Source organism: Tatumella sp. JGM118 (assembly GCF_018257515.1).
GTDB classification, from domain to species: Bacteria; Pseudomonadota; Gammaproteobacteria; order Enterobacterales; family Enterobacteriaceae; genus Tatumella; species Tatumella terrea.
Genome location: NZ_JAERJR010000031.1, coordinates 1 through 26,614, shown reverse-complemented (window position 1 = coordinate 26,614; position 26,614 = coordinate 1). Strand labels below are relative to the sequence as shown.

The window sequence follows — 26,614 nt, the reverse complement described above, 5'->3', positions numbered from 1 at the left end:
GGTGCGTTTGAACTCAGTCATCATCACGTTCTCCGGATTTAAGTCTGGAACGTGTCAACACTATTCAGGACGGGTCATTGGCATAAAAAAAGCCCCGTGCTACGGGGCCTTATTATTTCAGCAGACAGAATTTCTTCGATCAGACGATGATCAGAACGGGATATCGTCGTCAAAATCCATCGGTGGTTCGCTGCTGGCAGGGGCGCTGTTCTGTTGCGGACGTGCTGCCGGAGCTGAACCGCCGCCGCTGAACTGGTTACCGCCCTGTGACTGCTGCGGCTGCTGTGGCTGACCCCAGCCATTATTATTCCCCTGCCCGCCGGCAGGTGCTCCGCCGTTACCGCCCTGACGGCCACCCAGCATCTGCATGGTGCCCCCGACGTTAACAACTACTTCGGTCGTGTAACGGTCCTGGCCACCCTGATCCTGCCATTTACGGGTACGTAACTGACCTTCGATGTAAACCTGAGAACCTTTACGCAGATACTCACCGGCGACTTCAGCCAGTTTGCCGAACAGAACCACACGGTGCCATTCGGTAATTTCTTTGTTTTCACCGGTCTGCTTGTCACGCCAGCTTTCAGAGGTGGCCAGTGTAATGTTGGTAACCGCACCACCATTTGGCATATAACGGACTTCCGGGTCCTGTCCCAGATTCCCGACAAGAATCACTTTGTTAACGCCGCGACTGGCCATAGAGGTCTCTCCTGAAGAATAATTACTCAAAGTCTAAGCGGTAAATCATACCACGTCACGTACCGATAGTGATACTTTCGAACCGCTTTCCAGCCGTAATGTCACACATCTCACCCTGCGCCCCGGGCGGACACCGAAAACCCCGATACTCCCCTGCCCGGACTGTTTAAAAAAACAGCCGGCGGGATTTTTTCTGCCGGAAATTCCGCCAGACAGCCGTGCACCACACCCCACAACACGGCAGGCTGACATAAATCATCTATAGTAAAAGGCAGTCACTGACGAAAAACAGATAAGCACGTCCGGGACTGACCTGCCTCTGCCGGTGACCGGTTCTTTCGTCAGACTACTGGATATTTAATCAGTTTATTTTTTATGCCATAATGGTTCGTTTGATTCTCCCCATGTCTCCTCAGCAGGCATGGACGACGCTGATACTCCGGGAAAGGTGAATGGATAAGATAGAAGTACGGGGTGCCCGCACCCATAACCTGAAAAACATCAATCTGATTATCCCTCGCGACAAGCTGGTCGTTGTCACCGGGTTATCAGGTTCTGGCAAATCGTCGCTGGCGTTTGACACACTGTATGCCGAAGGTCAGCGCCGTTATGTGGAATCATTATCCGCCTATGCCCGTCAGTTTTTATCACTGATGGAAAAGCCGGATGTCGACCATATCGAAGGGCTGTCGCCGGCTATCTCTATTGAGCAGAAGTCGACTTCACACAACCCGCGTTCGACGGTCGGTACCATTACCGAAATCCATGACTACCTGCGCCTGTTATTTGCCAGGGTCGGTGAACCGCGGTGCCCTGAACATAATGTGCCGTTAGCGGCCCAGACCGTCAGCCAGATGGTCGACCAGGTATTACAACAGCCGGAAGGGACCCGGTTGATGTTGCTCGCGCCGGTCATCAAAGACCGTAAAGGTGAGCACAGTAAAACCCTGGAAAACCTGGCCGCGCAGGGCTATATCCGCGCCAGGATCGACGGTGAAGTCTGTGACCTGTCTGATCCGCCAAAACTGGAACTGCAAAAGAAACACACCATTGAGGTCGTCGTCGACCGTTTCAAAGTGCGTGATGACCTGGCCACCCGGCTGGCGGAATCCTTTGAAACGACACTCGAACTCTCCGGCGGCACAGCCATCGTCGCCGATATGGATGACAGCAGCGTCGCGGAGTTACTGTTCTCAGCGAACTTTGCCTGTCCGGTCTGTGGCTACAGTATGCGTGAGCTTGAACCGCGTCTGTTCTCCTTTAATAACCCGGCCGGGGCGTGCCCGACCTGTGACGGCCTGGGGGTACAGCAATTTTTTGACCCGCAGCGCGTGGTACAGAATGAAGATATCTCGCTGGCCGGCGGTGCTATCCGTGGCTGGGACCGTCGTAATTTCTATTATTTCCAGATGCTGCGCTCGCTGGGCGAACATTATGAGTTCGATGTGGAAGCGCCGTTTAATACCCTGAGTGACAAGGTCAAAAAGGTCATTCTTTACGGCTCCGGTAAAGAAAACATCGAATTCAAATACGTGAACGACCGCGGAGACACCTCTGTACGTCGTCATCCGTTTGAAGGGGTGCTGCATAATATGGAGCGCCGCTACAAAGAGACGGAATCCAATGCCGTCCGGGACGAGCTGGCAAAATATATCAGTAACCGATCCTGCACCAGCTGTCATGGCACCCGTTTGCGGGAAGAAGCACGCCACGTCTTTGTCGCAGAAACAACGTTGCCGGAAATTTCAGAGATGAGTATCGGTCACGCGACAACTTTCTTTGATGAGCTGCAACTGGAAGGTCAGCGGGCAAAAATTGCCGAAAAAGTCTTAAAAGAGATCAGCGAACGTCTGAGCTTTCTGGTCAATGTCGGTCTGAATTACCTGTCGCTCTCCCGCTCTGCGGATACCCTCTCCGGGGGTGAAGCACAACGTATCCGTCTGGCAAGCCAGATCGGTGCCGGGCTGGTCGGAGTGATGTATGTGCTGGATGAACCCTCAATCGGCTTACATCAGCGTGATAATGAACGCCTGCTGAGTACCCTGGTGCACCTGCGTGATCTGGGGAATACCGTCATTGTGGTCGAGCATGACGAAGATGCTATCCGCGCCGCTGACCATGTGATCGATATCGGCCCCGGTGCCGGGGTTCATGGCGGTCAGGTCGTCGCGGAAGGGGATGTTAACGCGATTATGGCCAATGAGGACTCCCTCACCGGACAATTCCTTAGCGGCAAGCGCAGTATTGAAGTCCCGGCCGAACGGGTAAAAGGGTCGCCGGATAAGGTATTGACCCTGACCGGCGCCCGCGGCAATAACCTGAAGAATGTCACGCTGACGCTGCCAGTGGGTCTGTTTACCTGCGTGACCGGGGTGTCCGGTTCCGGGAAATCTACCCTGATCAACGACACCTTGTTCCCGCTGGCTCAGCGCCAGTTAAACGGGGCCACCGTCATCGAACCGGCGCCGTACCGTGATATTAAAGGACTGGAGCATTTCGATAAGGTCATCGACATCGATCAAAGCCCGATCGGCCGGACACCGCGTTCCAACCCGGCGACCTATACCGGGATTTTCACCCCGGTACGTGAACTGTTTGCCGGCGTGCCGGAAGCCCGCAGCCGTGGATATACGCCGGGCCGTTTCAGTTTTAACGTGCGTGGCGGACGCTGCGAAGCCTGTCAGGGAGATGGGGTGATTAAGGTGGAAATGCATTTTCTGCCGGACATCTATGTCCCTTGTGACCAGTGCCAGGGTAAACGTTATAACCGCGAAACACTGGAGATAAAATACAAGGGCAAGAGTATCCACGAAGTGTTGGAAATGACCATCGAAGAAGCCCGTGACTTCTTCGAAGCGGTACCGGCACTGGCGCGTAAACTGCAAACCCTGATGGATGTCGGCTTGTCCTATATCCGTCTGGGTCAGTCAGCGACCACGCTGTCGGGCGGGGAAGCACAGCGGGTGAAACTGGCTCGCGAGCTTTCTAAACGCGGAACGGGTCAGACGCTGTATATTCTGGACGAACCGACCACCGGCCTCCACTTCGCGGATATCCAGCAACTGCTGGCCGTGCTCCATCAGTTACGGGACCAGGGGAATACCATTGTGGTTATCGAACATAACCTCGATGTGATTAAAACCGCAGACTGGATAGTCGACCTGGGGCCGGAAGGCGGCAGCGGTGGTGGCGAGATCCTGGTTGCCGGTAGCCCGGAAACTATTGCAGAATGTGACGCATCACATACCGCTCGCTTCCTGAAACCATTACTAAAATCTGTTTAACATCAGAACCTTGCAGTAATTTCCGTACCGGACCTGATCCTGAAAAGGGTCAGGCCCGGAGGGATCCACCACGATCGGCGGTATCCCTCTGCCGTATCTCTGACTATCCTTATTTCAGGTTCCTCACTCCCGGTATTATCGCCGGGGGTTATCTGTGATCTGTCTGACAGGAGAAATGATGAAGATTATCCATGCTTACGCCGCGCAGAACGAAAACTCTCCCCTTGCCCCCTTCAGTTATGAACCCCGACAGCTACGTGACCACGATGTTCAGATCGAAATTGAGTTCTGTGGCGTCTGCCATTCCGACCTGCACCAGGCCCGTAATGAATGGCGCAACAGTATTTTCCCCATGGTACCGGGCCATGAAATTGTCGGCCGCGTCACAGCAGTGGGTGCAAAAACCCATAAATTCAGCATCGGTGACCTGGTCGGTGTTGGGTGTATGGTCGATTCCTGCCGCCATTGTGAAAGCTGTGAAGAAGGGGTGGAACAGTATTGTGAAGAAGGTTTTACCGCCACCTATAACGCCAGAGACCGCGTTGATAATCAAATAACCTTCGGCGGCTATGCGACAGGGGTCGTGGTACATGAAGATTTTGTCCTGAAGGTGCCGGAGCATCTGGATCTTAAGGGCGTCGCTCCTTTGTTGTGCGCAGGGATCACCACCTACTCCCCACTGAAACACTGGAAAGTCGGTCCGGGCATGAAAGTCGGGATCGTCGGCCTGGGAGGACTGGGGCACATGGGCGTCAAACTTGCTCATGCCATGGGCGCAAAAGTCGTTCTGTTTACCACCTCTGCCTCAAAAATTGCGGACGGTAAACGCCTGGGGGCAGATGAGGTCGTCGTCTCTAAAGATCCGCAACAGATGGAAGCACACACCCATAGTTTTGATTTTATTCTTAATACGGTCGCGGCCACCCATGACCTGACGCCCTTTATTAATTTGCTGAAGCGGGACGGGAATATGACACTGGTGGGTGTCCCTGAGCATAACCATCCGGCCCCCGACATCGCCAGCCTGATTTTTAAACGTCGCAGTGTCTCAGGATCACTGATCGGCGGGATCGCCGAAACCCAGGAGATGCTCGATTTCTGCGGGCAGCACAATATTATTTCCGATATTGAGCTAATCGATATTGCACAGGTCAATGAGGCCTATGAACGGATGCTGAAAAGCGACGTAAAATACCGTTTTGTTATTGATATCAATACATTGAGAAACAGCACCGCGGCCTGAGTTATCTGAGCCCCTTATGCTGGCAGCCAGGCTGCCAGCATGCTACACCGCCGTCGGCCTGGCCCTGCCGGGAGCAGCGCTGAGGGCAGAAAAAATCGATAAACGCGCGTCATACCGGCTGCATCTGCTGGCGCGACGGATAATGTCAAAACCGGGTTTTCGGTGGTGATGTATCACCCGATTTTAGGTAAGCTGACCGGTGATGTTCTGATGAATTTTAAGGATAAAAATTCATGAAAGTCAGCGAAGAAACATTATTGAAGTCCGGCTTCAGTCCTGCCGATATCCTGAAAATTAAAAGCAATGTGGAAAATTTCGGGGGTACTCCCGATGAAGCAATTCAGGATTTAGCAAAACGATTTAATGTCGCTAAATGGATAACCCTTGTTGCCTTTGTCATTCTGACGCTGACCTCTCTTTTATCGACAAAAAATAACACTCTCTCTCTGACTTTTGCGTTAATGGCAGGATTGCCACTAATCTGGTATTTAACACCCGCCAGACTCGCATTTAAAGCCTGGCGGTATCAGCAATATGCTACCCGGAGTGAGGGCGGTCAGTAATTGTTATCAGATCGAAAATAACTTTAGCCTTAACGCCGTATCCGGCTATTTTCATGGTGAGCTTCGGACGACTTAACCTGCTGAATTTTCGGTAATAATCTATGGGTATGAAGTGGAAAAGACAACGACAGATAAGGGTTTTATATCCAATCGTGCAAACCATGATAACGGCATAAACCTGTCTATAAAATCATCGGTGTCAAAACCGGGTTTGCAGGTGGCGATTTATTACCTGATCCCGATGTAAACTAACCGGTGATGTTCTGATGAATTTTAGGGATGAAAATTCATGAAAGTCAGCGAAGAAACACTCCTGGAGTCCGGCTTCAGTCCTGCCGATGTCCTGAAAATTAAAAGCAATGTGGAAAATTTCGGGGGTTCTATGGGTGATACCCTTCGGGATCTGGCGAATCGCTTTGTCATAGCCCTGTCTGTAGTCGCGGGTTGCCTTACCGTATTCGTTTTGCTGGTTCTGTTTGGTTCAGCCGAAATCCTTTTCTCTGGCTCAGTCGGGCTGCTTTGCGCTATTGCGGTGGCGATATTTGTACAACCGCCAGTGCTTGCCTATAGATGTTGGCGTTATCAAAGACTTCATCGACGTTAAGTGCAGGAGTTATCTGTGCCCAAAAGGTCAAAAATGACCTTTGCTTTTACACCATAACCCACAATTTTCATCGTGAGTTTTGTTCTGCTTATAGTTTCAGCTTTCCGGTAATAATCCCGGGAAATCCATCTGAATAAGCGCCAGGGCTCGGGCTTTTTTGCCAGGCCCAAAATACTATAGACACTGGCACTTAGCGTAACATGCCCCTGCTTAGCCCTGCCGGGATCGGCGCTGATGGCAGAAAAAATCGATAAACACGCGTAATACCGGCCGCATCTGCTGGCGTGACGGATAATAGAGATAAAACCCGCTAAAATCCGGACACCAGGCTTCCATCACCGCGCGCAGGCGCCCTTCCCTGATATCCGTCTCCACCGATCCTTCAAACAGAAAAGCCAGTCCCAGACCTTTCAGCGCGGCACGACGAATTAACTGTTGCTGAGGCAGGATAAGATTCCCGCTGACCTCAATACTGAGCGTATGCCCTTCCCGCGCCAGTTCCCACCGGTAGAGACGGCCACTCTCAAAACGACGGCGGATACAGTTATGATCCCGCAGATCCCGTGGGTGTTGCGGCTCAGGGTATTTTTCAAAATACTCCGGGGTTGCAACAATCAGACTACGGCGAGCCCCGTCCAGAGGCACGGCGATCATATCCGCTTGCAGATTTTCGCCCAGCCGGATCCCGGCATCACAGCCACTCAGGACAATATCCTCAAACACATCCGAAGTCCGGATATCCAGTTCAATTTGCGGATACTCCGCCATAAATTCTGCCAGACGCGGCATGATCAGTTCTTCTGCCGCCAGCGCAGGCATAGTTATCCTCAGCGGACCGGCAGGAACCCCGGTCAGTTCAGGCAACTCACTTAACGCACGGGTAATCTCCTCGAGCGGCCCATTGACCCGTGAAAGTAACCGATAACCTTCTTCAGTGGGTTTCGTGGCGCGGGTTGTACGGGCCAGCAGACGGATCCCCATCCGGGTTTCCAGCGCAGAAATGGCATGGCTGACCGCCGAGGGAGCGATACCCAGCCGCAGGGCAGCAGCGCGAAAGCTGCCGGTTTGCGCCACGGTCACAAATACAACTAACTGAGAGAGCTGTGTCCGGTTCATTGTTCTAAATAATAGTTCAGGTTTGTCACGATTATACCGGTTATCAGCATCAATAAACCGGTCTATGATGATTTTAAGCACACATGAATGACAAAGGTGAACATAATGCAAAAACGTCTGCTGGGTGATACCACAGTATCGGCGATCGGTCTGGGCTGTATGGGAATGAGTCAGGCTTACGGGGTTCAGGATGAAAAAGACTCTGTGGAGGCTCTGCATCGGGCCGTCGAACTCGGAATAACTTTCTTTGATACCGCTGAAGTCTATGGCCCGTATCGCAATGAAATACTGCTGGGAAAGGCACTGAAATCCTGCCGGGATCAGGTCACGATTGCGACAAAGTTCGGTTTTACCTTTAACCCGCAACGGACTGATTTTGGTGAAATTACCGGAACTAATGGTCACCCGGACAATGCCCGGGCAGTCGCCGAAGCCTCGCTGAAACGCCTGCAGACCGATGTCATTGACCTCTTCTATCTGCATCGTGTCGATCCGGCCGTACCGGTGGAAGAAACCGTGGGTGCCATGGCGGAGCTGGTGAAAGAAGGCAAAGTCCGGATGATTGGTTTGTCCGAGGTTTCTGCGGCGACCCTGAGAAAAGCGCATGCCATCCACCCAATCTCTGCCCTGCAAAGCGAATATTCATTGTGGACACGCGATGTTGAAACTAACGGTGTGCTGGAAACCTGCCAACAGTTGGGGATCGCTTTTGTTCCTTTCAGCCCGCTGGGCCGGGGCTTCCTGACCGGTACTGTCTCTTCTTCGGCCGGCCTGCAGGACGATGATTTCAGAAAATCCCTGCCACGTTTTAAGCCGGAAAATGCAGCAATCAATCAGCAGTACCTGGATATCCTCGCCACTATCGCAGCATCAAAAGGTTGCACGTCGGCACAGGTCGCGCTGGCCTGGGTACTGGCACAGGGAGACAATATTATTCCTATTCCGGGGGCGAAGAGGATCCCGTATATCGAACAGAATATCGCGGCCACCAGCCTGCTCCTCAGCCGGGAAGAGCGGGAGACGCTTGAAAAGGCTTTCCGTCCCGAAAATATTGCCGGGTCACGCTATCCCGAAGTGTTCGAAAAAATGGCCGCCGGATAACGCTATCGATCGCCTTCCCCCGAGGGTATACGCCGTTATCCTGCCGGGTGTCGCTGCGCCCGGAAACACTCCTGCAACCAGTGGCTGAAGACAGTGACCGCCCGCGGAACCCGGGCCGAATAAGGCCGTACCAGCCAGATTTTATCCGCAAATCCGCCGTCAACCTGCCAGTCTTCCAGTACCGGTAGCAGTTGTCCGCTGGCCAGCGCCGCACGCGCGCTGAAATCGGGTAACATCGCAATCCCCAGGCCACGGATCGCGGCATCACGAATCGATTCGCTGTTATTGGTGGCAAATCCGCCTTTAACTGCGACAGAAACAGACCCGGCTGTCTGAGGATGGCTGAGTTTCCAGTGCGGAAGCTCATTCCCCCGCGGATAGTAAAGGCAATCGTGGCGGACCAGATCCTGCGGATGCTGCGGGTTGCCCGCTTGCCTCAGGTACTCCGGGGCGGCGACCAGCACGGTTTTGGTATCGCACAGGGGCAACACTACATGGGTGTCCGGCACCCGATGGCTATGGCGGATAGCCAGGTCATAGCCTTCACTGGCCAGCGATAACAGCTGATCAGAGACTTCAAGCTGAATACGAACCTCCGGATACTGACGCAAAAACTGTCGTACCGGTTCAAGCAACTGTTGCCTGGCAAAGGCCACCGGTGCTGTCACGCGGATAACCCCACGCAGCGGTCCGCTGGCATCCCGGAGAGCATTAAAATGCTGTTCAATCTGTTCAAAAGGCTGACGCAGTTCCTCCACCAGCTTTTTACCGGCTTCTGTCAGGCGTACACTGCGGGTCGTTCGCTGTACCAGCGACACACCGGCCAGGGCTTCCAGTTGTTTTATCTTCTGGCTGACCGCCGCTTTGCTGACTTCCAGCTGTTCAGCCGCACGGGTAAAACTTTGCTGTTCGGCCAGTACAATCAGCCAGTGCAGATGAACCCATAATGCGTCGGCATGGCTCTTTTTCATCACTATTGTTCACCCTGTTAAACAATCATTTCACTGACAGCGCTTTTTCTTCCGCCATTTACGGGCCAGAATACTAAAACTCAACCGTTCAGGAGAAGATAAATGCCATTACTACAGTTTGATATTATTGAAGGTCGTAGCGAAGAAGAAGTCAAAACACTGCTGGATACGACGCATAAGGTCGTACTGGAAGCCTTCAGCGTCCCTGAACGTGACCGTTATCAGATTGTTCATGAAAATAAAGCCTGGCAGATGGTCTTCCAGGATACCGGACTCGGCTTTGAACGCAGTGAAAAATTCGTGATGCTCCGGGTCTTCACCAGCCCGCGCAGCGATGAGCAAAAACAGTTCTTTATGAAACGACTGGCAGAAGAACTCCGCTCCGTCTGTGGGATTGAAGGGAATGACCTGATGATCTCATTTATCAGCAATAACAAAGGTGACTGGAGCTTTGGTTATGGCGAAGCGCAGTATATGACGGGCACGTTATAATCGTCTGATATCAATTACCTTTGAGTGCCGAAAATCTCTTAAACAGCCAGAAGATCAGCCAGCGCTCCCGGCAGCAAAGAATGTTCAGGGTCACCGTACCTCCGGTACGGTGACCCTGACAGCAACTTACATCACTGCGGCAAAAGCTTCCGCAACACGATGAATATTGCTGCGGTTAAGCCCGGCGACACACATGCGACCACTCGCTATCAGATAGATACCGAACTCTTCACGTAATCTGTCCACCTGCTGTGCGCTCAGTCCGGTATAGCTGAACATCCCACGCTGCTTCTCCAGATAGCTGAAATCACGGCCCGGCAATGCCTGACTCAGGGTCTCAACCAGGGCCTGACGCATCTCCAAAATACGTAAACGCATGGCCTCCAGCTCAGCCAGCCACTGTGCACGTAATCCGCTGTCATTCAGCACGGTCATCACCAGTTTTGCCCCGTGCGTCGGCGGGCTTGAATAGTTACGACGCACCGCAGCTTTTAGCTGACCCAGCACACAACCCGCTTCATCACTGCTTTCACAGAGAACCGATAAGCCTCCGACGCGCTCACCGTACAGTGAAAATATTTTCGAGAAGGAGTTGCTGACCAGGGCCGGCAATCCGGCTTTCGCCGCTGCGCGCATAGCGTAACAGTCCTCTTCTGCCCCGGCACCGAAGCCCTGATAAGCGATATCCATAAACGGGATAAGCTGACGTGATTTCAGCACGTCGAGGGTCTGATCCCATTGTGCCGGCGTCAGGTCGGCACCGGTCGGGTTATGGCAGCAAGGATGCAGCAGAACAATACTGCGTTCCGGGAGTGCGCGGATGGCATCAATAAAGGCCGGGAAATTCACTCCCCCCGTAGAGGCGTCATACCACGGATAGCGATGCACATTGAAGCCTGCCCCGGAGAAAATCGCGATATGGTTTTCCCAGGTCGGGTCGCTTACCCAGACGTCAGAGTGCGGAAAATACGCTTTCAGGAAGTCCGCACCCACTTTCAGTGCACCGGAACCGCCCAGTGTCTGAATACAGGCAATACGATCGTGGTCGGCCGGCGCCTGCGTGCCAAATAACAGCTCAACGATAGCCTGGCGATAGGCGGTCATCCCTTCCATCGGCAAGTAGAGCGAAGCCTCTGCGGACGTGCCCTGTAAGCGCTTTTCGGCCTCTGCAACGGCCTGAAGCTGAGGAATAATTCCCTGTTCGTTATAGTAGAGACCGATACTCAGGTTCACTTTCTCTGCCCGAGGGTCTTCTTTGAATTTTTCCATCAAAGTGAGGATAGGATCGCCGCCATAGGCATCGACATGTTGGAACACAGTGGACTTCTCCATCATTAATCAATGTAAAGGGTCGCAGGCAGGCTTACACACTGTAGCGACCGGGACGGTGGTTCATCGCAATAATCAGATTCAGTATCACAGCACCGCAGACTGACGCCAGCAACATGGGTAAAGACACGACCCACAAAGACGCCAGCACCACACAGGTATCCACCGCCATTTGTAATTTTCCTGCCCGTAGTCCGATCCGTTGCTGAAGCCAGAGCGCAAGAATATTCACGCCTCCCAGGCTGGCTTTATGCCGGAATAACACAATGAACCCCATGCCCATCACAATATTACCAAACAGGGCAGCATAGAAAGGGTTAAGCAACGAAAAGTGAATAAATAATGGATGCAGATGCGTAAACAGCGAAACCAGCGCGACCGCACTGAAGGTTTTCAGGGTGAATTCCCAGCCCATTTGCTTCACCGCCAGCCAGTAAAATGGCAGGTTAATCAGAAAAAAGGCGGCACCGAAGGATAAGGGTGAAATATAACTGATTAAAAAAGCGATACCCGCCGTACTGCCGGTCAGCGCGCCCGCCTGTTTCAGCATCACAATCCCGAACGAAACAAGTAAAGTACCGAACAGTATGGCCAGTGCATCTTCTGCCAGGCTGTGCGGAATTTTCTCCGCGTCAGCGGTTTTCATTAATGACATATTCCCCCCGTAACAAAACAGTCAGTCAGAACAAAAAAGCCCTTTCCGGCAATCTGAAAGGGTCACATTACTGTGTTCATGAAAATACCGGTGCGGTGAAAGAGGTGTGCAGGCATGCCGGCAAAAGGCATAACATGCATCACAAACCACTCCGACGCACTATTTATGCATTATTTGAGATAAAATGCACGATCCGGAACGGTCTTGCGGAAAAATTTATGCGGATTCGCCGGGGGTATTCAGTATCCGGCCGCCTTCTTTGATGCGGTTCAGCACGACTGAGGTCTTCACGTGCGCCACACTCTGATAGCCAGCCACCAGCTGACTGATCAGTGTGCTCAGAGAGTTGAGGTCGGAAACCGTCACTTTTAACAGATAATCGGCATCCCCGGTCGTTTTATAGGCATCGATAACTGAAGGATCATTAATAATACGACGATGGAAATCGTCCACATAATCGGGGGTATGATTCATCAGCCGGACTTCTATCAGACCGGTAATCTCCGGCCCCAACGCCTCGGGTGACAGTCTGGCATAGTAGCCGAGGATCTTGCTGGTCTGTTCCAGCTGAATACGACGTCGTGAGCATTGGGACGCCGACAGCCCGACCAGTTCGCTGAGTTCCTGATTGGTTAAACGCCCGTTAGCCTGCAATAATCTCAGGATGTGAATATCGTGATCATCAATACGATCCATACGGTGCTCCGTTCCCCGGACTGACAAAAAAGCAGACAGACGCTGCCTTGCGGTGAAAGTAAGTTATTAGGCCACTGGCGTCGTTATTCGTCGTCGTACTGCGGGCCGGCATAGTTATCAAACCGTGACCACTGGCCATTAAATGTCAGACGGACGGTGCCGATCGGGCCGTTACGCTGTTTTCCCAGAATAATTTCTGCAATCCCTTTCAGATCACTGTTTTCGTGGTAGACCTCATCCCGGTAGATAAACATGATCAGGTCCGCATCCTGCTCAATCGAGCCGGATTCACGCAAATCGGAGTTGACCGGTCGTTTGTCGGCACGTTGTTCCAGTGAACGGTTCAGCTGGGAGAGAGCAACCACCGGCACATTCAGCTCTTTTGCCAGCGCTTTCAGTGAGCGGGAAATTTCTGCAATTTCCAGGGTACGGTTATCAGACAACGACGGTACCCGCATCAGTTGCAGGTAATCGATCATTATCATGCTCAGGCCGCCATTTTCACGGAAAATACGTCGGGCACGTGAACGCACCTCGGTCGGTGTCAGACCGGAGGAGTCGTCGATATACATATTTTTCTTTTCCAGCAGAATGCCCATGGTGCCGGAAATACGCGACCAGTCCTCATCATCCAGTTGGCCGGTACGGATACGCGTCTGGTCGACACGGGACAGCGAGGCCAGCATACGCATCATCAGCTGTTCACTGGGCATTTCCAGACTGAAAATCAGTACCGGCTTATCCTGAACCATCGCCGCATTCTCACACAGGTTCATGGCAAAGGTCGTTTTACCCATTGAAGGACGGGCCGCGATGATGATCAGATCGGATCCCTGCAGGCCGGCGGTTTTCTTGTTCAGATCCTGGTAACCGGTATCCACTCCGGTGACCCCGTCATGTGGCGTGCCAACCAGTGATTCGATACGGTTGATGGTCGCTTCCAGAACCTGCTCAATATTTTGCGGACCGTCTTCTTTGTTCGCCCGTTTTTCAGCGATCTTAAACACGCTGGATTCCGCCAGATCCAGCAGATCTTCACTATTGCGTCCCTGAGGATCGTAACCGGCATCCGCTATCTCATTCGCCACCGAGATCATTTCACGGACAACGGCACGCTCGCGCACAATATCCGCATAGGCACCGATATTCGCCGCACTCGGGGTATTCTTGGCCAGCTCCGCCAGATAGGCGAACCCCCCGACCATGTCCAGCTCTCCGCGGGTTTCCAGGGATTCTGACAGGGTGATCAGATCGATGGGCTGACCGAGTTCCAGCAAGCGCTGCATCTCTGAGAAAATCAGCCGGTGTGGTCTGCTGTAGAAATCGCCAGCCACCACTCGCTCGGAAACATTATCCCAGCGTTCATTGTCCAGCATTAATCCCCCGAGAACGGACTGCTCTGCCTCGACAGAGTGGGGGGGCATCTTCACGCCTTCCATCTGACGATCACGGGATTCGTTGGATTTGTTCGCGGGTGTCTTTCCTGCCATAGTGAATGTCATTACCAGTGTTAAACAAGGGGCGTCACAGTATACTTTTTTTTTACCTGCATTGTCGCCCTGTCCCGGGCAAACCAGACGATTTCAAGGAGCTGCTATGTCAAACCGGATTCAGTATCGCCGCCACGGCGGGCCGGAAGTTCTGGAGTGGACTTCATTTACACCGCCGGCACCCGGCGATCATGAGGTCGTGGTGGAAAATAAAGCAATAGGTATCAATTACATCGATACCTACTTTCGCAGCGGACTTTATCCGCCGCCTTCCCTGCCCGCAGGTCTCGGTAGCGAAGCCGCCGGGATTGTGGTGAGCACCGGCCGGGGCGTCCGCCGGGTTTCGCCGGGCGATCGGGTGGTCTACGCGCAGTCAGCGGCCGGAGCCTACAGTGAAAGCCATATTGTTCACGAGGACAGGCTAGCTATCCTGCCGGACGCAATTTCGTTTGAGCAGGCCGCGGCTTCTTTCCTGAAAGGGCTGACGGTCCAGTATCTGCTGCGCCAGACCTATCAGATTAAGGCCGGAGAAACCTTTCTGTTTCATGCCGCTGCCGGGGGCGTCGGACTGATTGCCTGCCAGTGGGCAAAAGCCCTGGGAGCTAAACTGATCGGGACTGTCGGGTCGGCGGAAAAAGCAGAGGCGGCCCGTCAGGCAGGGGCCTGGGCGACGATTAACTACCGCGAGGAAGATATTGCCGCCCGCCTGAGCGAACTGACTGACGGTCAGAAAGTGCCGGTCGTCTATGATTCGGTAGGGAAAGATACCTGGCAAGCCTCACTGGATTGTCTGCAACGCCGCGGCCTGATGGTCAGCTTCGGCAATGCCTCAGGTCCGGTGACCGGTGTGGACCTGGGGATCCTCACCCGCAAAGGCTCCCTGTTTGTCACCCGTCCGTCGTTGTTTGGTTACATTACCACGCCGGAGGAACTGGATGCTGCAAGCCACGAGCTCTTTACTCTGCTGGCCAGCGGAGCCATTAAGACGGAGGTCCCGGAAAACCAGAAGTTTGCTCTGAAAGATGCCGCCCTTGCCCATCAGCAACTGGAAAGCCGTGCTACCCGTGGTTCCTGCCTGCTCATCCCCTGAACCGGGTCCCGTGTAATGCACAGAAAAGGGCTTCCCGCAGGAAGCCCTTATTTTTTTATTATTTTTGGTACTTGTGTAGGGACAGAGCGACAGCTATTCGCCAGAGCACACCGGTATCATCGCAGAACCGGTCTGCCGAAAATACGGGGTAATTCACATTTCCGCGCCCTGACGTCAGAAACTGAGTCCCGCCCCTGGTTGCCGTTTACCCGCGCCTGTTCATCCGGTTGATTTTAGCCATGGTTTTATCAAAGCGGCGTGTGACCGGAGACGACGATGGCGGCGCAATAAAGGTCTGATAGATCCAGGCGACCGCGACCGCCAGCAGTAACCAGGGGAGCAGTTTAATCGCCAGCAATAAGAAACCGGAGAACATCAGCAGCACTGCACCGGCAAATAACGCGATCAGTACGCCGATCACCGAGACGCCGGTCAGTAACAACACCACAAAAAAACCAATCACAAAGAAGAATTCCATGATACCTCTTCCATCACAGGAGAATAAGTTAGCGATTAACGCATCTGCCGTGACCGATACAAGAATCATGCCATTCATTTAACATGATGAATTACAAGATAATAATGAAAATACCTTCCCGCCGGAGAGGGTGAAAAAAACCAGGAACTGGCGTAATTCGCAGTATGGAATATTGCCGGGGCACCTCCCCGGCATCGGACTTAACGGGAAGCGACCAGTGACAGCGCCTGCTCTACCACCCGGACATCGGCCCCGGCTTTATGCGCATTTTCGCTCAGGTGACGGCGCCATTGACGGGCCCCCGGGATCCCCTGAAACAGCCCCAGCATATGGCGGGTAATGTGTCCCAGATACGTGCCCTGGCTCAGTTCTGCTTCTATATACGGATACATCGAGCGCACCACCTCAAACGGATCCGGACTGGCCGACGTGCTGCCGAAAATCTCACTGTCCACCTGAGCGAGGATCCCCGGGTTCTGGTAGGCTTCACGCCCCATCATCACCCCGTCCACATGTTGCAGGTGAGCTTTGGCTTCCTGCAGGGTCTTCACTCCTCCGTTAATCGCCATCGTCAGATGCGGGAAATCACGCTTTAACTGATAAACACGCGGGTAATCCAGCGGCGGAACCTCACGGTTTTCTTTCGGGCTAAGGCCCGACAGCCAGGCTTTACGGGCATGGAGAGTGAAGGAATCACATCCGCCCTGCTCTGCCACGGTACGGATAAAGTCGCACAGGAACGCGTAGCTGTCCTGCTCATCAATACCGATACGGGTTTTCACTGTCACCGGGACCGACACCACATCACGCATCGCCTTAATGCAGTCCGCGACTAATGCCGCTTCCCCCATCAGGCACGCACCGAAACGGCCATTCTGCACCCTGTCAGACGGGCAACCCACGTTCAGGTTGATTTCATCATAGCCCCGTTGCTCTGCCAGCCGGGCACATTGTGCCAGAGCCGCAGGGTCACTGCCGCCCAGCTGCAACGCCACCGGATGTTCTGCATCGTTATACGCCAGATAATCGCCTTTACCATGAATGATTGCGCCCGTGGTTACCATCTCGGTATACAACAACGTCTGGCCGGTCAGTTTGCGGTGGAAATAGCGGCAATGACGATCGGTCCAGTCGAGCATCGGCGCGACGGAAAAACGCCCGGCAGGGTATTCAGGCGATACGGCCTGCGGTTGAGAGGTCTGGTGCAGGTTGGAGGTTTCTTTATTTTCGTGCATTTTTCTTTATATCATCAGGTAAAACAGCCCCCGTTCGCACCAGGGCGTGACAGGAAGGACTGAAAAAAGGGACAAAAGCATGCCCTACTATAGCATAGAAAAACGGCAGTCCGGGGGTGACCGCACAGCTTCCGCCATGTCACGAAATCAGGCCCCCCCGCCGGCAGGGACCGCTTTCCGTCGCCTGTCGCACTTCGCCATACAGGATCAGCATTAAAGCGCCAGCCATGCTAAGATAGCCCGTTACCGCAGATTATTCGTTGGAGAAAGCCATCATGCAACAGCAACTTCCCGCTCAGATTCTTGCCGAGGCACAGAGTCTCTGCCTGAAACGTGGGGTACGTATGACGCCCCAGCGCGCAGAAGTGTTACGTCTGATGGCCGAAGAACAGGGGGCCATCAGCGCCTATGATCTGCTGGATAAACTGCGCATCAGTGAGCCGCAGGCCAAGCCACCGACCGTCTATCGTGCGCTGGATTTTCTGCTGGAGCAGGGGTTTATTCACCGGGTCGCCTCTAATAACAGCTATGTGGTATGCCCGCACTTTGAACACCCGTCTCATACCTCGGTAATGCTGGTCTGCGATAACTGTGCATCGGTGAGCGAGCGTCATGCTGAAGGGGTGGAACATCTGATCGTCACCCAGGCAAAGCAGGCGGGCTTTCTGCTGCGCCACAGTGTGATTGAAGCCCATGGTCTGTGCGTGAAATGTGCTGAGATCGCGGCCTGTGATAATCAGGAACAGTGCCAGCACGACCACAGCAGCGAAGTTAAAAAACGGGCCGGCCGCTAATTTTCCCGGGGTTCAGTGACGGGTCAGTGATCAAACCAGGTTCCCCTGCGCTGATGCTGCTGCCAGCAATGCCAGAGTGTGATCCCCCGCAGTAGCATAAAAACACAGAGCGCCAGCCAAAGCCCGTGATTACCCAGCCAGGGAACACTGCACAATGTCAGGCCATAGCCTGCCGCGGCAATCGCCATACTGTTACGCATTTCCCGTCCGCGCGTGGCACCGATAAACAAACCATCCAGTAAATACCCGCCGACACCTGCCAGAGGCAGAATGACCTGCCAGATCAGATAATGGTCAGCCAGCTGGCTAAGGGAAGGTAATGAGGTCATCATCTCAATGATGTATTGCCCGGCCAGCCCATACACCAGCGAAAAAAGCAGAGCGACAATACCGGCCTGACGGCAGGAGGCGTACCAGACTTCATGCAATTTTCCGGCTTCACGCGCCCCGTAGGCTTCTCCGGAAACCGCCTCCACCGCATAGGCAAATCCATCCAGCGCATAGGCGGTAAAAGTCAGGAACATCATCAGCAACGCATTCACCGCAACGACCTGAGCCCCCATCCGGGCACCGATGAAGGTCAGAGAAGCAAAGCAGATCTGCAGGAGTAAACTCCGCAGGAGAATATCGCGGTTCAGGCCCAGCAAACGTCTGATATCGCCGCGCCAGCCTTCCAGCAGTAAACGGACAGACATCCTACGCCGCCGGAAAACCTGCAACACCAGTAGCACACCGACCAGCAGCGAGACATATTCAGAGATCACGGTAGCGGCCGCTGCTCCCCGGACTCCCAGATGCAGGTGCAGAACAAACCACACCTCCAGCAAAATATTCACCAGGTTACCTGCGACCAGCAGGATCACCGGAGCCCTGGCATACTGAACGCCCAGCAGCCAGCCAAGGATCACCAGATTCGCGAAGGTCGCTGGCGCACTGAGCCAGCGCGTACGGATAAAGACACGTGCCTGTTCCAGCGTACCGGCATCACCGCCGATAAATCCGCTGGCCAGCTGGCTGACCGGGTCACGTACCACAATAAACAGAAGCCCGGCCGCCAGACTCATGATCAGGGGCTGAGCCAGGGCTTTGGCGAGGGCGGCTGAATCGCCGGCTCCCCATGCCTGAGCCGTCATCCCCGTGGTACTCATACGCAGGAAAAGCAGCAGCATAAACAGGAAGCTGGTGACCGTGGTGCCGATAGCCACCCCGCCCAGATAGATAGCACTGTCCAGGTGTCCGATCACCGCGGTATCCACCAGTCCCAGCAACGGAACCGTAATGTTGGATAACACCATCGGTAATGCCAGTCGCCAGAGTTTTTTATCGGTGGTATTCAAAAAAGACATGGGTTTTCCTGACAGGGCGCAGTGTCTCCGCCGGACGGGAGAGGATTTCCGGCGGACAAACGCCGGTGGCGGCAGCAGCCGATCAGCGTAGTGTAATAAGGTGCAGGGTGAATCTTAACAACCGGAAGTCAGATCTCCCGGTCACCGGCTGACGGACAACGGCCCGTCAGTTACAGCCATTCTCCGTTGCGGATAATACCGACCGCCAGTCCTTCAACCGTCAGGCTCTGTTCGCGGACATCTACCACAATCGGAGAGAATTCGCTGTTCTCAGGTAATAACTGTACCGTATTCCCCTGTTTTTTCCAGCGTTTCACCGTGACTTCGTCATCGATTCTGGCGACCACCACCTGCCCGTTACGGACATCCTGGGTTTTATGGACCGCCAGCAGATCACCGTCCATGATACCGATATCTTTCATCGACATCCCGCTGACGCGCAGCAGAAAATCGGCACCCGGCTTAAACAGTCCCGGATCGACCTGATAGTGGCTTTCTATATGTTGCTGGGCCAGCAGAGGTTCACCGGCGGCAACCCGGCCGATCAGCGGCAGACCTTCCGGCGTTTCTTCTTCCATCAGCAGGCGGATGCCCCGTGAGGCACCGGACACGATTTCAATAACACCTTTACGTGCCAGAGCTTTCAGGTGTTCTTCTGCCGCATTCGGGGAGCGAAAACCGAGGCGGGCAGCGATTTCCGCACGTGTCGGCGGCATACCCGTCTGTTGAATATGGTCGCGAATCAGGTCATAGACCTGCTGCTGCCTGCTGGTTAATGCTTTCATCCCGCCCCCTGGTTGTTTATACAGTCGCTGTGAGTATATACAGGTCTTTCATAAATGAAAACCAAAAACCGTCATAAAACAAACAACTGTCGGTCATTATCCCGCCAGTGACCACCATTGCCAGAGCACTGTTACCCAGACAAACACCGCCAGCAGGATCGCCAGCAATACGGCGGCCGATCCCAGGTCTTTCGCCCGGCCGGATAAGGGGTGTATTTCCGTGCCAAGACGATCAACCACGGCTTCTATCGCGCTGTTGATAATTTCGATGATCATAATCAGTACGACCGATCCAATCAGCAGAATGCGTGAAACTGCATCCACATCCAGACAGCCGGCAATTACTATTGCCACGATAGTCACTACGGTTTCCTGGCGGAAGGCCGCCTCATGCCGCCAGGCGGCCCGCAGCCCCTGCCATGAATAGCCGGTGGCCTTCACCAGCCGCCGCCATCCCGTTGTCCTTCCTGCCATCGGCCGTTCTCCTGTTAATTTTCAATAGTGCACCTGGCCACAGATCTTCTTTGCAGTTTCTGGTATGATTGCGCCGCTTTGCTATCAAAAGAGGCTCCGGATTTATCTATGTCAGGCTGGCGTAAACTTTATTATAAATTACTAAGTATTCCATTATCTTTGCTGGTAAAGAGCAAGGTGATCCCGGGCGATCCTGTGACCGAACTCGGTCTGGACCCTACCCGCCCTATTATCTATGTATTTCCGTATGATTCCAAAGCAGATCTGCTGGCACTCCGTACCGAATGCCTGAAGCATGATCTGCCCGACCCGTTAGAACCTCTGGAAATCGACGGCAGTCTGCTACCGCGTCATGTGTTTATTCATGACGGTCCGCGGTTATTACCTTATTTCACCCCGAATCAGGAAACCGTGAAGATTTTCCACGATTACCTGGATCTGCACAGGAACAATCCGGCGCTGGATGTCCAGCTGGTGCCGGTATCGGTGATGTTTGGCCGGGCTCCGGGCAAAGAGACACAGGGGACGCAGGCACCTTTACTCCGTGAACTCAACGGGTTACAGAAATTCTGCGCCATTCTCTGGCTGGGACGGGATAGCTTTATCCGCTTCTCCCCTAAAATGTCCTTACGCCAGATGGCCGATGAGCACGGCACCGACCAGTCGATAGCCCAGAAGCTGTCACGGGTGGCCCATATTCATTTTTCCCGCCAGCGTCTGGCTGCCGTTGGCCCGCGTCTGCCGGCCCGCCAGGACCTGTTCAACAAGCTGCTGCAATCCAAAGCGATTGCGAAGGCTGTTGAGGACGAGGCCCGCAGTAAGAAAATCTCTCACGAGATGGCCCGAAAAAATGCCGTCGCCATGATGGAAGAAATCGCGGCGGACTTCAGCTACGAAGCTATCCGCATTACCGACCGCGTCATGGGCTGGCTGTGGAGCCGGTTATATAAAGGGATCAATGTCAGCGGGGGCGAACGTATCCGCCAGCTAGCCCAGGACGGTCATGAGCTGGTCTATGTGCCCTGCCATCGCAGTCATATGGATTATCTGCTGCTCTCTTATGTGCTCTATCATCAGGGACTGGTTCCTCCGCATATCGCGGCCGGTATCAACCTGAACTTCTGGCCTGCCGGACCGATTTTCCGTCATCTGGGAGCATTCTTCATCCGACGGACCTTTAAAGGTAATAAGCTTTATTCCACCGTTTTCCGTGAATATCTGGGTGAACTGTTCAGCCGTGGTTACTCGGTTGAATATTTTGTCGAAGGTGGCCGTTCCCGTACCGGGCGTCTGCTCGACCCGAAAACCGGGACACTGACGATGACCCTGCAGGCAATGTTACGCGGAGGGAATCGTCCTATCACCCTGGTACCTATCTATATCGGTTACGAGCATGTGATGGAAGTGGCCACTTACGCTAAAGAGCTGCGCGGTGCCACCAAAGAGAAAGAGAGTCTGCTGCAGATGCTGCGCGGGCTCCGTAAGCTGCGTAACCTCGGTCAGGGTTATGTAAACTTTGGTGAACCTCTGCCGCTGGTCAGTTACCTGAATACCCATGTTCCTGAGTGGCGTGATTCTATCGACCCGATAGAATCACAGCGTCCGGCATGGATGACCCCGGTCGTCAATGATGTCGCACAACAGATTATGGTCCGTATTAATAACGCCGGTGCCGCAAATGCCATGAACCTCTGTGTCACGGCATTACTGGCATCACCACAACGCTCGCTGACGCGTGAACAATTGCTTGAGCAGCTGACCTGTTATACCGGTCTGTTGCGTAATGTTCCGTACTCCGAAGGCAGTACTGTGCCGGATATGAGCGTTGAGGCCCTGCTTGATCACGCGATGAGCATGAATAAGTTCACCACCGAGCAGGATAATATCGGTGACATGATTATTCTGCCAAAAGAGCAGGCGGTACTGATGACCTACTACCGCAATAATATTCTGCATCTGCTGGTGATGCCTTCCCTGATCGCCGCCATTATTCAGCAACATGGCACACTGCATAAAGAGGAATTATTGCGTCAGGTTTCCCTGATTTATCCGATGCTCAGAAGTGAATTGTTCCTTCGCTGGGATAAGACGGAGTTACCGGAAGTGCTGGACAGTCTGTGCGGAGAGTTGGTCAATCAGTCGCTGATCACTCAGGACGGTGAACACTATTCTGTTCAGCCGGCACGCCATCGGGTGCTCGGCTTACTGGCCGCAGGAGTGCGGGAGACGCTGCAACGCTACGCGATCACCTTTGCTATCCTGAATGCCAGGCCGACGATTAATCGCGGCACACTTGAGAAAGAAAGCCGTACCCTGGCACAACGGTTATCGGTGCTTCACGGTATCAATGCGCCGGAGTTCTTCGATAAGGCTGTATTCACGGGGTTAGTACTCACTCTGCGTGATGAAGGCTATATCAGTGATAAAGATGATGCCGAACCGGAAAAAACCCGGGGCATGCGTCAGATATTACTGGATTTGACGACCCGCGATGTCCGTCAGACCATTGAAAATGCCATTGAATCTGAGGCAGAACCTTCTGCCTGATCCCTGGCCATTAAAAAGGGCGTTCCTGAGGAACGCCCTTTTTTTTACTGCAAAGCCGTGACGCTTACATCAGATTAATAAAAGGCAGTGTGCTGAGTACCACACCGACAAAAATCACCAGTCCGACATAGTTGTTATTCAGGAAGGCGCGGAAACAGGCCTGACGTTCCCGGCCGATCGCCAGACGTTGCTGATAGATAAAGAAACCGGCAGCGACCACTAACGACAAATAATACCAGCCATTCAGGTGTAATAACCGGCCCGCCAGCGCCAGCAGTGCCAGGGTCGCGATCTGAAGCCCGCCAATAATCAGGCAATCATATTTCCCGAACAGGATCGCGGTCGACTTCACGCCGATTTTAAGGTCATCATCGCGGTCCACCATGGCATAAAACGTATCATAGGCCACTGTCCAGCAAACATTCGCCAGAAATACCAGCCAGCAGGAAAGGGGTAAGTCCCCACTCACTGCCATCCATGCCATCGGAATAGCCCAGCCAAAGGCTGCCCCCAGTACCACCTGCGGCAGGTGTGTATAACGTTTCATAAAGGGATAAGCACTGGCCAACAGGATGCCGCCGACCGAAAGCAGAATAGTCATGCCACTCATGGTCAGGACTAACAAAAACGCCACCAGCACCAGCGCCACAAACAGACCTTTCGCTTCACGTTCGCTGATAAGCCCCGCAGGTAAAGGCCGCTGCCGGGTACGCTCCACATGACCATCCACTTTCCGGTCGGCATAATCATTGATAACGCACCCGGCGGCACGCATCACAATCACGCCCAGCACAAAGACGACCAGCACCTGAAAAGGCGGCAAGGTCCTTCCCGATAACCACAAGGCCCAAAGCGTCGGCCAGAGCAGTAACAGTGTCCCTATAGGTTTATCGATACGCATCAGGCGCTGATAGGCCTGCAGTTTGGTGATTTTCATGGTGTCCTGCACGAGGTTGGTTATCCTTTCGCCCGGGATGTATAGGGGGGTGAATGTGGCAAAAATAGCTCGGTTAATATCAGGGGTTTTCCTGAGAGCCGTAACAATGAATACCGCCCCCGGAGATCGTCGCTGTGTCCCGGGACAATAAAATCCCGGCTCAGTAAGGGGGAGGAAAACAGGTAACGTCCCAGCGGGGATTCCCCAAGACTCATCAGGGATTCTTCCGGCCCGCTCAGGGTATCTTCCGGTAAGAGGGTTCGCCCGGCCAGCCAGGGATGACCATCTCCGTACAGAATCACTTCACGTAACCAGAATCGGGTCTCGTCAGCAAAGCCGGAATATCCGGTTTCATGCCCGAGCAATGCCTGTCTGCCGACAAATCCTTCTCTGACCACTTCCACCGTGAGTTCGCGACAATAACGTTCCAGACGCACGGTCATCGAGGTTTCTTCTGACAGCCAGTCAGCTATCTCAGGGGTGAGTTTCGGAGAAGACAGTGGTAACCACTGTAGCTGATACAGCTTGTGCAATTCCTGTGCAGACATTGTTACTCTCAGAAAGCCGGTGAATACTCCTCTGCGCTGCCGGAAAGAACGCAGAGCATTTCAGGGCTGAACTATAACAGACTCGCGCTGATGAAGCAGGGTGTTCTGTGTAAAGCCCCGGAAATCCGTCCGACCGGGGCGACAGGACGAACCGGTTTACTCCCGCTTCAGCCGTTTCGTATTTGCCAGCCATAATGTGGCGACCAGAATCAGGATCGCACCGGAGTAGAATAACGTATCCAGCGGGTCTTTATGGTCAACAATGATTAAACGAATGATGGCAGTAATGCCGATATAAATAAAATAGCGCAACGGAAAATGGAAACCTGACTGAAAATATTTAACGATCAGCGCAATAAACTCAAAATACAGAAAGTAAATCACGATGCCTTCAATCAGCAGGTACGAGGAAGACTCCTCTCCGGTATGAAATAACACATTTGCCAGGTGTAATGTTTCTTTTCCTAAGAAAATCGCCAGGATAATGGCCAGGATGATCAGACCAATATTCAATACCCATTGCAATATTGCGGCAATCAGGCTGGCAACGGTGGATTTAACGACCTTATTTGTGTTTTCCATTCTGTCCTCTGAACACAGTACTCCGAAGAGCGCATAATGCGATAGCTGATAGTGAGATCTGGCAGCTTATAGTATTTCATTTAATTGTATTACCTCTATTTTTTCACCGCGAGACCTTTTCCACCACACTTGTCAGCGCATGTAATTGATTCAGGGTCAAAATTGGTTCAATCAGATAATCTTTCTATGAAAATACCCGGTCACCTCCCCCATAGAAGTTGCAAGTACCGCTAATGTGCAGATTATCCTTCATTATCGTAGTTAAGTTCGGGATTTCGTTGATCGCCTTCGCCCCAAATACATTAGATAAATTTATACAGTCAAGAGACCATCGATAGCAATTAACTATCAATCTCATTGCTGCAATAGTTAATTGCTATTGTTAAATTTTTTTAATTTGTTACATTCTCTTCCGGAAATTAGCACTAATAATCAAAATTTTCTTAAAACAGGCTTTCCCGCTCACCAGCTAAAGGGCATGACAAATCGTTCCTCAGTTTCATACGAAATGTCGCTCGTCCGTTTTATTTCACTAAGACCATTATTTGGTCATGACTGGATTATGTTATGTATAACAAAAATAAGTTATCACTTCTTATTCTTAGCTTTTTATCGTTCTCTATAACTGCTGCCTACGCAGATGATACCAATAATACGTCTACAGGAAATGCCAGCGTAGCCAATGGCACTAACAGCACAGCAACAGGCCAGAATAGCAATGCTACCGGCTACTCCAGTACAGCTACAGGGCAATCAAGTACTGCCAGTGGTTCCAGCAGTACGGCGACAGGACAGGCAAGCTCGGCGACAGGGCAATCAAGTACCGCAACAGGACAGGCGAGTAATGCCAGCGGTGTTAACAGCGTAGCTATGGGCAATAAAAGTAATGCTTCCGGAGATAATAGCCTGGCGACAGGATATGCGAGCAAAGCGACATCCCAGGGAAGTACAGCTACGGGTGCCAGCAGTACCGCAACCGGAACAAATAGTACAGCCACCGGAGCTGCATCTTCTGCTACGGCAAATAATGCTGTTGCAAACGGTTTCAGAGCAAATGCAACAGCATCCAAGGCAACTGCCATTGGTTCAAACTCGACGGCGAGCACCACAAATTCAACAGCTGTGGGTTCCGGAAGCACCGCAAGTGCTGATCAATCGGTCGCCTTAGGCTCCAATTCAGTTGCTGATCGTGCCAATACGGTATCTGTAGGTAGCTCAGGAAATGAACGCCAGATTACCAATGTCGCAGCCGGTACTGAAGATACTGATGCAGTGAATGTTAATCAGTTGAATGAAAAAGCCGCCAGTACGTTAAGTGCAGCCAACACCTATACCGACAGCTCTGCGGAGAAAACACTGAGCGCGGCCAATACTTATACCGACAGCTCTGCAGAGAAAACGCTGAGTGCGGCCAATACCTATACCGATGACTCGGCGAAAAATACGCTGAACTCGGCCAACACTTACACCGACGACTCGGCGAAAAATACACTGAGCTCGGCGAATACCTATACCGATGATTCGGCGAAAAATACGCTGAATTCGGCCAATACTTATA

At 53.0% G+C, this 26,614-nt stretch carries 26 protein-coding genes; 10 read left to right on the top strand and 16 right to left on the bottom strand.

Translation table 11 applies throughout. The features are described 5' to 3' along the window. Positions 1–150: 150 nt before the first annotated feature. Positions 151–696, bottom strand: a complete 546-nt coding sequence (gene ssb1, locus JK223_RS16380) for a single-stranded DNA-binding protein SSB1 (protein ID WP_029990506.1) — start codon at positions 694–696, stop codon at positions 151–153. Between the two features lie 452 nt (positions 697–1,148). Here ssb1 and uvrA point away from each other — a divergent pair, with 452 nt between their 5' ends. The 4 genes from uvrA to JK223_RS16360 all read left to right on the top strand — a co-directional run bounded on the left by uvrA (position 1,149) and on the right by JK223_RS16360 (position 6,390). After that, positions 1,149–3,980 (top strand): excinuclease ABC subunit UvrA, encoded by a 2,832-nt coding sequence (gene uvrA, locus JK223_RS16375; protein ID WP_212715207.1) that lies wholly within the window; start codon positions 1,149–1,151, stop codon positions 3,978–3,980. 178 nt (positions 3,981–4,158) lie between these two features. After that, a complete protein-coding gene (locus JK223_RS16370) occupies positions 4,159–5,223 on the top strand; it encodes an NAD(P)-dependent alcohol dehydrogenase (RefSeq protein ID WP_212715211.1) in 1,065 nt (354 codons plus the stop codon). A 233-nt stretch (positions 5,224–5,456) separates the two neighbouring features. Beyond that, the gene (locus tag JK223_RS16365) at positions 5,457–5,786 is read left to right on the top strand and encodes a TAL effector repeat-containing protein (RefSeq protein WP_212715206.1); all 330 of its coding nucleotides are present in this window, start codon (positions 5,457–5,459) and stop codon (positions 5,784–5,786) included. Positions 5,787–6,075: 289 nt separating this feature from the next. Continuing rightward, positions 6,076–6,390 (top strand): hypothetical protein, encoded by a 315-nt coding sequence (locus JK223_RS16360; protein ID WP_212715205.1) that lies wholly within the window; start codon positions 6,076–6,078, stop codon positions 6,388–6,390. On the opposite strand, the gene JK223_RS16995 is transcribed toward JK223_RS16360, so the two are convergent. Both JK223_RS16995 and JK223_RS16350 read right to left on the bottom strand, forming a co-directional pair. Beyond that, positions 6,387–6,626, bottom strand: coding sequence for a DUF4225 domain-containing protein (locus tag JK223_RS16995; RefSeq protein ID WP_371813177.1), 240 nt, complete (start codon positions 6,624–6,626; stop codon positions 6,387–6,389). The genes JK223_RS16360 and JK223_RS16995 overlap by 4 nt on opposite strands. After that, positions 6,601–7,506 (bottom strand): LysR family transcriptional regulator, encoded by a 906-nt coding sequence (locus JK223_RS16350; protein ID WP_212715204.1) that lies wholly within the window; start codon positions 7,504–7,506, stop codon positions 6,601–6,603. The genes JK223_RS16995 and JK223_RS16350 overlap by 26 nt, the downstream gene beginning before the upstream one ends. Before the next feature lie 105 nt (positions 7,507–7,611). Between JK223_RS16350 and JK223_RS16345 the strand changes: the two genes are divergently transcribed. Beyond that, a complete protein-coding gene (locus JK223_RS16345; protein ID WP_212715203.1) occupies positions 7,612–8,607 on the top strand; it encodes an aldo/keto reductase in 996 nt (331 codons plus the stop codon). A 35-nt stretch (positions 8,608–8,642) separates the two neighbouring features. Here the strand turns inward: JK223_RS16345 and JK223_RS16340 are convergent, their stop codons facing one another. Beyond that, positions 8,643–9,578 carry a LysR family transcriptional regulator gene (locus tag JK223_RS16340; RefSeq protein WP_212715202.1) on the bottom strand — a complete coding sequence of 312 codons (936 nt, stop codon included), beginning with the start codon at positions 9,576–9,578 and terminating at the stop codon, positions 8,643–8,645. Between the two features lie 102 nt (positions 9,579–9,680). On the opposite strand from JK223_RS16340, the gene JK223_RS16335 reads away from it, so the two are divergent. Further along, on the top strand, positions 9,681–10,070 hold the full coding sequence (locus tag JK223_RS16335) for a tautomerase family protein (RefSeq protein ID WP_212715201.1): 390 nt from the start codon (positions 9,681–9,683) through the stop codon (positions 10,068–10,070). Positions 10,071–10,196: 126 nt separating this feature from the next. Here the strand turns inward: JK223_RS16335 and JK223_RS16330 are convergent, their stop codons facing one another. From JK223_RS16330 to dnaB, 4 genes are all read right to left on the bottom strand, one after another. Beyond that, positions 10,197–11,387: an amino acid aminotransferase gene (locus JK223_RS16330; protein WP_212715200.1), complete on the bottom strand. Its 1,191-nt coding sequence runs from the start codon at positions 11,385–11,387 to the stop codon at positions 10,197–10,199. A gap of 46 nt (positions 11,388–11,433) precedes the next feature. After that, the gene (locus JK223_RS16325; RefSeq protein ID WP_212715209.1) at positions 11,434–12,045 is read right to left on the bottom strand and encodes a YitT family protein; all 612 of its coding nucleotides are present in this window, start codon (positions 12,043–12,045) and stop codon (positions 11,434–11,436) included. A 225-nt stretch (positions 12,046–12,270) separates the two neighbouring features. After that, a complete protein-coding gene (locus JK223_RS16320; RefSeq protein ID WP_212715199.1) occupies positions 12,271–12,750 on the bottom strand; it encodes an Lrp/AsnC family transcriptional regulator in 480 nt (159 codons plus the stop codon). An 83-nt stretch (positions 12,751–12,833) separates the two neighbouring features. Then, complete coding sequence (gene dnaB / locus JK223_RS16315; protein ID WP_212715198.1) at positions 12,834–14,240, bottom strand: replicative DNA helicase; 1,407 nt, start codon at positions 14,238–14,240, stop codon at positions 12,834–12,836. 106 nt (positions 14,241–14,346) lie between these two features. Here dnaB and JK223_RS16310 point away from each other — a divergent pair, with 106 nt between their 5' ends. Beyond that, complete coding sequence (locus tag JK223_RS16310) at positions 14,347–15,330, top strand: quinone oxidoreductase (RefSeq protein WP_212715197.1); 984 nt, start codon at positions 14,347–14,349, stop codon at positions 15,328–15,330. 205 nt (positions 15,331–15,535) lie between these two features. On the opposite strand, the gene pspG is transcribed toward JK223_RS16310, so the two are convergent. Together pspG and dusA are read right to left on the bottom strand one after the other, a co-directional pair. Then, positions 15,536–15,877 (bottom strand): envelope stress response protein PspG, encoded by a 342-nt coding sequence (pspG, locus tag JK223_RS16305; RefSeq protein ID WP_249213673.1) that lies wholly within the window; start codon positions 15,875–15,877, stop codon positions 15,536–15,538. A gap of 131 nt (positions 15,878–16,008) precedes the next feature. Further along, positions 16,009–17,043 (bottom strand): tRNA dihydrouridine(20/20a) synthase DusA, encoded by a 1,035-nt coding sequence (dusA, locus tag JK223_RS16300; protein ID WP_212715196.1) that lies wholly within the window; start codon positions 17,041–17,043, stop codon positions 16,009–16,011. A 275-nt stretch (positions 17,044–17,318) separates the two neighbouring features. Here dusA and zur point away from each other — a divergent pair, with 275 nt between their 5' ends. Continuing rightward, complete coding sequence (gene zur, locus JK223_RS16295) at positions 17,319–17,837, top strand: zinc uptake transcriptional repressor Zur (protein ID WP_212715195.1); 519 nt, start codon at positions 17,319–17,321, stop codon at positions 17,835–17,837. 23 nt (positions 17,838–17,860) lie between these two features. Here the strand turns inward: zur and dinF are convergent, their stop codons facing one another. The 3 genes from dinF to JK223_RS16280 form a co-directional block, all read right to left on the bottom strand. Further along, entirely contained in the window at positions 17,861–19,183 is a 1,323-nt protein-coding gene (dinF, locus tag JK223_RS16290; protein WP_212715194.1) for an MATE family efflux transporter DinF, read from the bottom strand. Positions 19,184–19,353: 170 nt separating this feature from the next. Then, on the bottom strand, positions 19,354–19,968 hold the full coding sequence (gene lexA / locus JK223_RS16285; protein WP_212715193.1) for a transcriptional repressor LexA: 615 nt from the start codon (positions 19,966–19,968) through the stop codon (positions 19,354–19,356). A gap of 96 nt (positions 19,969–20,064) precedes the next feature. Next, positions 20,065–20,442 carry a diacylglycerol kinase gene (locus JK223_RS16280; protein WP_212715192.1) on the bottom strand — a complete coding sequence of 126 codons (378 nt, stop codon included), beginning with the start codon at positions 20,440–20,442 and terminating at the stop codon, positions 20,065–20,067. 108 nt (positions 20,443–20,550) lie between these two features. On the opposite strand from JK223_RS16280, the gene plsB reads away from it, so the two are divergent. After that, positions 20,551–22,989: a glycerol-3-phosphate 1-O-acyltransferase PlsB gene (plsB, locus tag JK223_RS16275; RefSeq protein ID WP_212715191.1), complete on the top strand. Its 2,439-nt coding sequence runs from the start codon at positions 20,551–20,553 to the stop codon at positions 22,987–22,989. 64 nt (positions 22,990–23,053) lie between these two features. Here plsB and ubiA read toward each other — a convergent pair whose 3' ends face one another. The 3 genes from ubiA to psiE all read right to left on the bottom strand — a co-directional run bounded on the left by ubiA (position 23,054) and on the right by psiE (position 25,056). Next, positions 23,054–23,926, bottom strand: coding sequence for a 4-hydroxybenzoate octaprenyltransferase (gene ubiA, locus JK223_RS16270; protein WP_249213672.1), 873 nt, complete (start codon positions 23,924–23,926; stop codon positions 23,054–23,056). Between the two features lie 20 nt (positions 23,927–23,946). Next, a complete protein-coding gene (ubiC, locus tag JK223_RS16265; RefSeq protein ID WP_212715189.1) occupies positions 23,947–24,474 on the bottom strand; it encodes a chorismate lyase in 528 nt (175 codons plus the stop codon). Positions 24,475–24,630: 156 nt separating this feature from the next. Beyond that, positions 24,631–25,056 carry a phosphate-starvation-inducible protein PsiE gene (gene psiE / locus JK223_RS16260; protein ID WP_212715188.1) on the bottom strand — a complete coding sequence of 142 codons (426 nt, stop codon included), beginning with the start codon at positions 25,054–25,056 and terminating at the stop codon, positions 24,631–24,633. Between the two features lie 567 nt (positions 25,057–25,623). Between psiE and JK223_RS16255 the strand changes: the two genes are divergently transcribed. Beyond that, positions 25,624–26,614: YadA family autotransporter adhesin (locus tag JK223_RS16255; RefSeq protein ID WP_371813175.1), on the top strand; the 991-nt coding region annotated here is incomplete at its 3' end.

What these genes read in the sequence shown, in the direction of transcription:
- lexA (WP_212715193.1), bottom strand. Translation starts at nt 19,968, where the DNA reads ATGAAAGCATTAACCAGCAGGCAGCAGCAGGTCTATGACCTGATTCGC.
- dinF (WP_212715194.1), bottom strand. Translation starts at nt 19,183, where the DNA reads ATGTCTTTTTTGAATACCACCGATAAAAAACTCTGGCGACTGGCATTA.
- JK223_RS16370 (WP_212715211.1), top strand. Translation starts at nt 4,159, where the DNA reads ATGAAGATTATCCATGCTTACGCCGCGCAGAACGAAAACTCTCCCCTT.
- JK223_RS16350 (WP_212715204.1), bottom strand. Translation starts at nt 7,506, where the DNA reads ATGAACCGGACACAGCTCTCTCAGTTAGTTGTATTTGTGACCGTGGCG.
- JK223_RS16280 (WP_212715192.1), bottom strand. Translation starts at nt 20,442, where the DNA reads ATGGCAGGAAGGACAACGGGATGGCGGCGGCTGGTGAAGGCCACCGGC.
- plsB (WP_212715191.1), top strand. Translation starts at nt 20,551, where the DNA reads ATGTCAGGCTGGCGTAAACTTTATTATAAATTACTAAGTATTCCATTA.
- JK223_RS16320 (WP_212715199.1), bottom strand. Translation starts at nt 12,750, where the DNA reads ATGGATCGTATTGATGATCACGATATTCACATCCTGAGATTATTGCAG.
- uvrA (WP_212715207.1), top strand. Translation starts at nt 1,149, where the DNA reads ATGGATAAGATAGAAGTACGGGGTGCCCGCACCCATAACCTGAAAAAC.
- psiE (WP_212715188.1), bottom strand. Translation starts at nt 25,056, where the DNA reads ATGGAAAACACAAATAAGGTCGTTAAATCCACCGTTGCCAGCCTGATT.
- dusA (WP_212715196.1), bottom strand. Translation starts at nt 17,043, where the DNA reads ATGCACGAAAATAAAGAAACCTCCAACCTGCACCAGACCTCTCAACCG.
- dnaB (WP_212715198.1), bottom strand. Translation starts at nt 14,240, where the DNA reads ATGGCAGGAAAGACACCCGCGAACAAATCCAACGAATCCCGTGATCGT.
- ubiC (WP_212715189.1), bottom strand. Translation starts at nt 24,474, where the DNA reads ATGTCTGCACAGGAATTGCACAAGCTGTATCAGCTACAGTGGTTACCA.
- JK223_RS16345 (WP_212715203.1), top strand. Translation starts at nt 7,612, where the DNA reads ATGCAAAAACGTCTGCTGGGTGATACCACAGTATCGGCGATCGGTCTG.
- JK223_RS16335 (WP_212715201.1), top strand. Translation starts at nt 9,681, where the DNA reads ATGCCATTACTACAGTTTGATATTATTGAAGGTCGTAGCGAAGAAGAA.
- JK223_RS16340 (WP_212715202.1), bottom strand. Translation starts at nt 9,578, where the DNA reads ATGAAAAAGAGCCATGCCGACGCATTATGGGTTCATCTGCACTGGCTG.
- ssb1 (WP_029990506.1), bottom strand. Translation starts at nt 696, where the DNA reads ATGGCCAGTCGCGGCGTTAACAAAGTGATTCTTGTCGGGAATCTGGGA.
- JK223_RS16310 (WP_212715197.1), top strand. Translation starts at nt 14,347, where the DNA reads ATGTCAAACCGGATTCAGTATCGCCGCCACGGCGGGCCGGAAGTTCTG.
- pspG (WP_249213673.1), bottom strand. Translation starts at nt 15,877, where the DNA reads ATGATTCTTGTATCGGTCACGGCAGATGCGTTAATCGCTAACTTATTC.
- zur (WP_212715195.1), top strand. Translation starts at nt 17,319, where the DNA reads ATGCAACAGCAACTTCCCGCTCAGATTCTTGCCGAGGCACAGAGTCTC.
- ubiA (WP_249213672.1), bottom strand. Translation starts at nt 23,926, where the DNA reads ATGAAAATCACCAAACTGCAGGCCTATCAGCGCCTGATGCGTATCGAT.
- JK223_RS16325 (WP_212715209.1), bottom strand. Translation starts at nt 12,045, where the DNA reads ATGAAAACCGCTGACGCGGAGAAAATTCCGCACAGCCTGGCAGAAGAT.
- JK223_RS16365 (WP_212715206.1), top strand. Translation starts at nt 5,457, where the DNA reads ATGAAAGTCAGCGAAGAAACATTATTGAAGTCCGGCTTCAGTCCTGCC.
- JK223_RS16360 (WP_212715205.1), top strand. Translation starts at nt 6,076, where the DNA reads ATGAAAGTCAGCGAAGAAACACTCCTGGAGTCCGGCTTCAGTCCTGCC.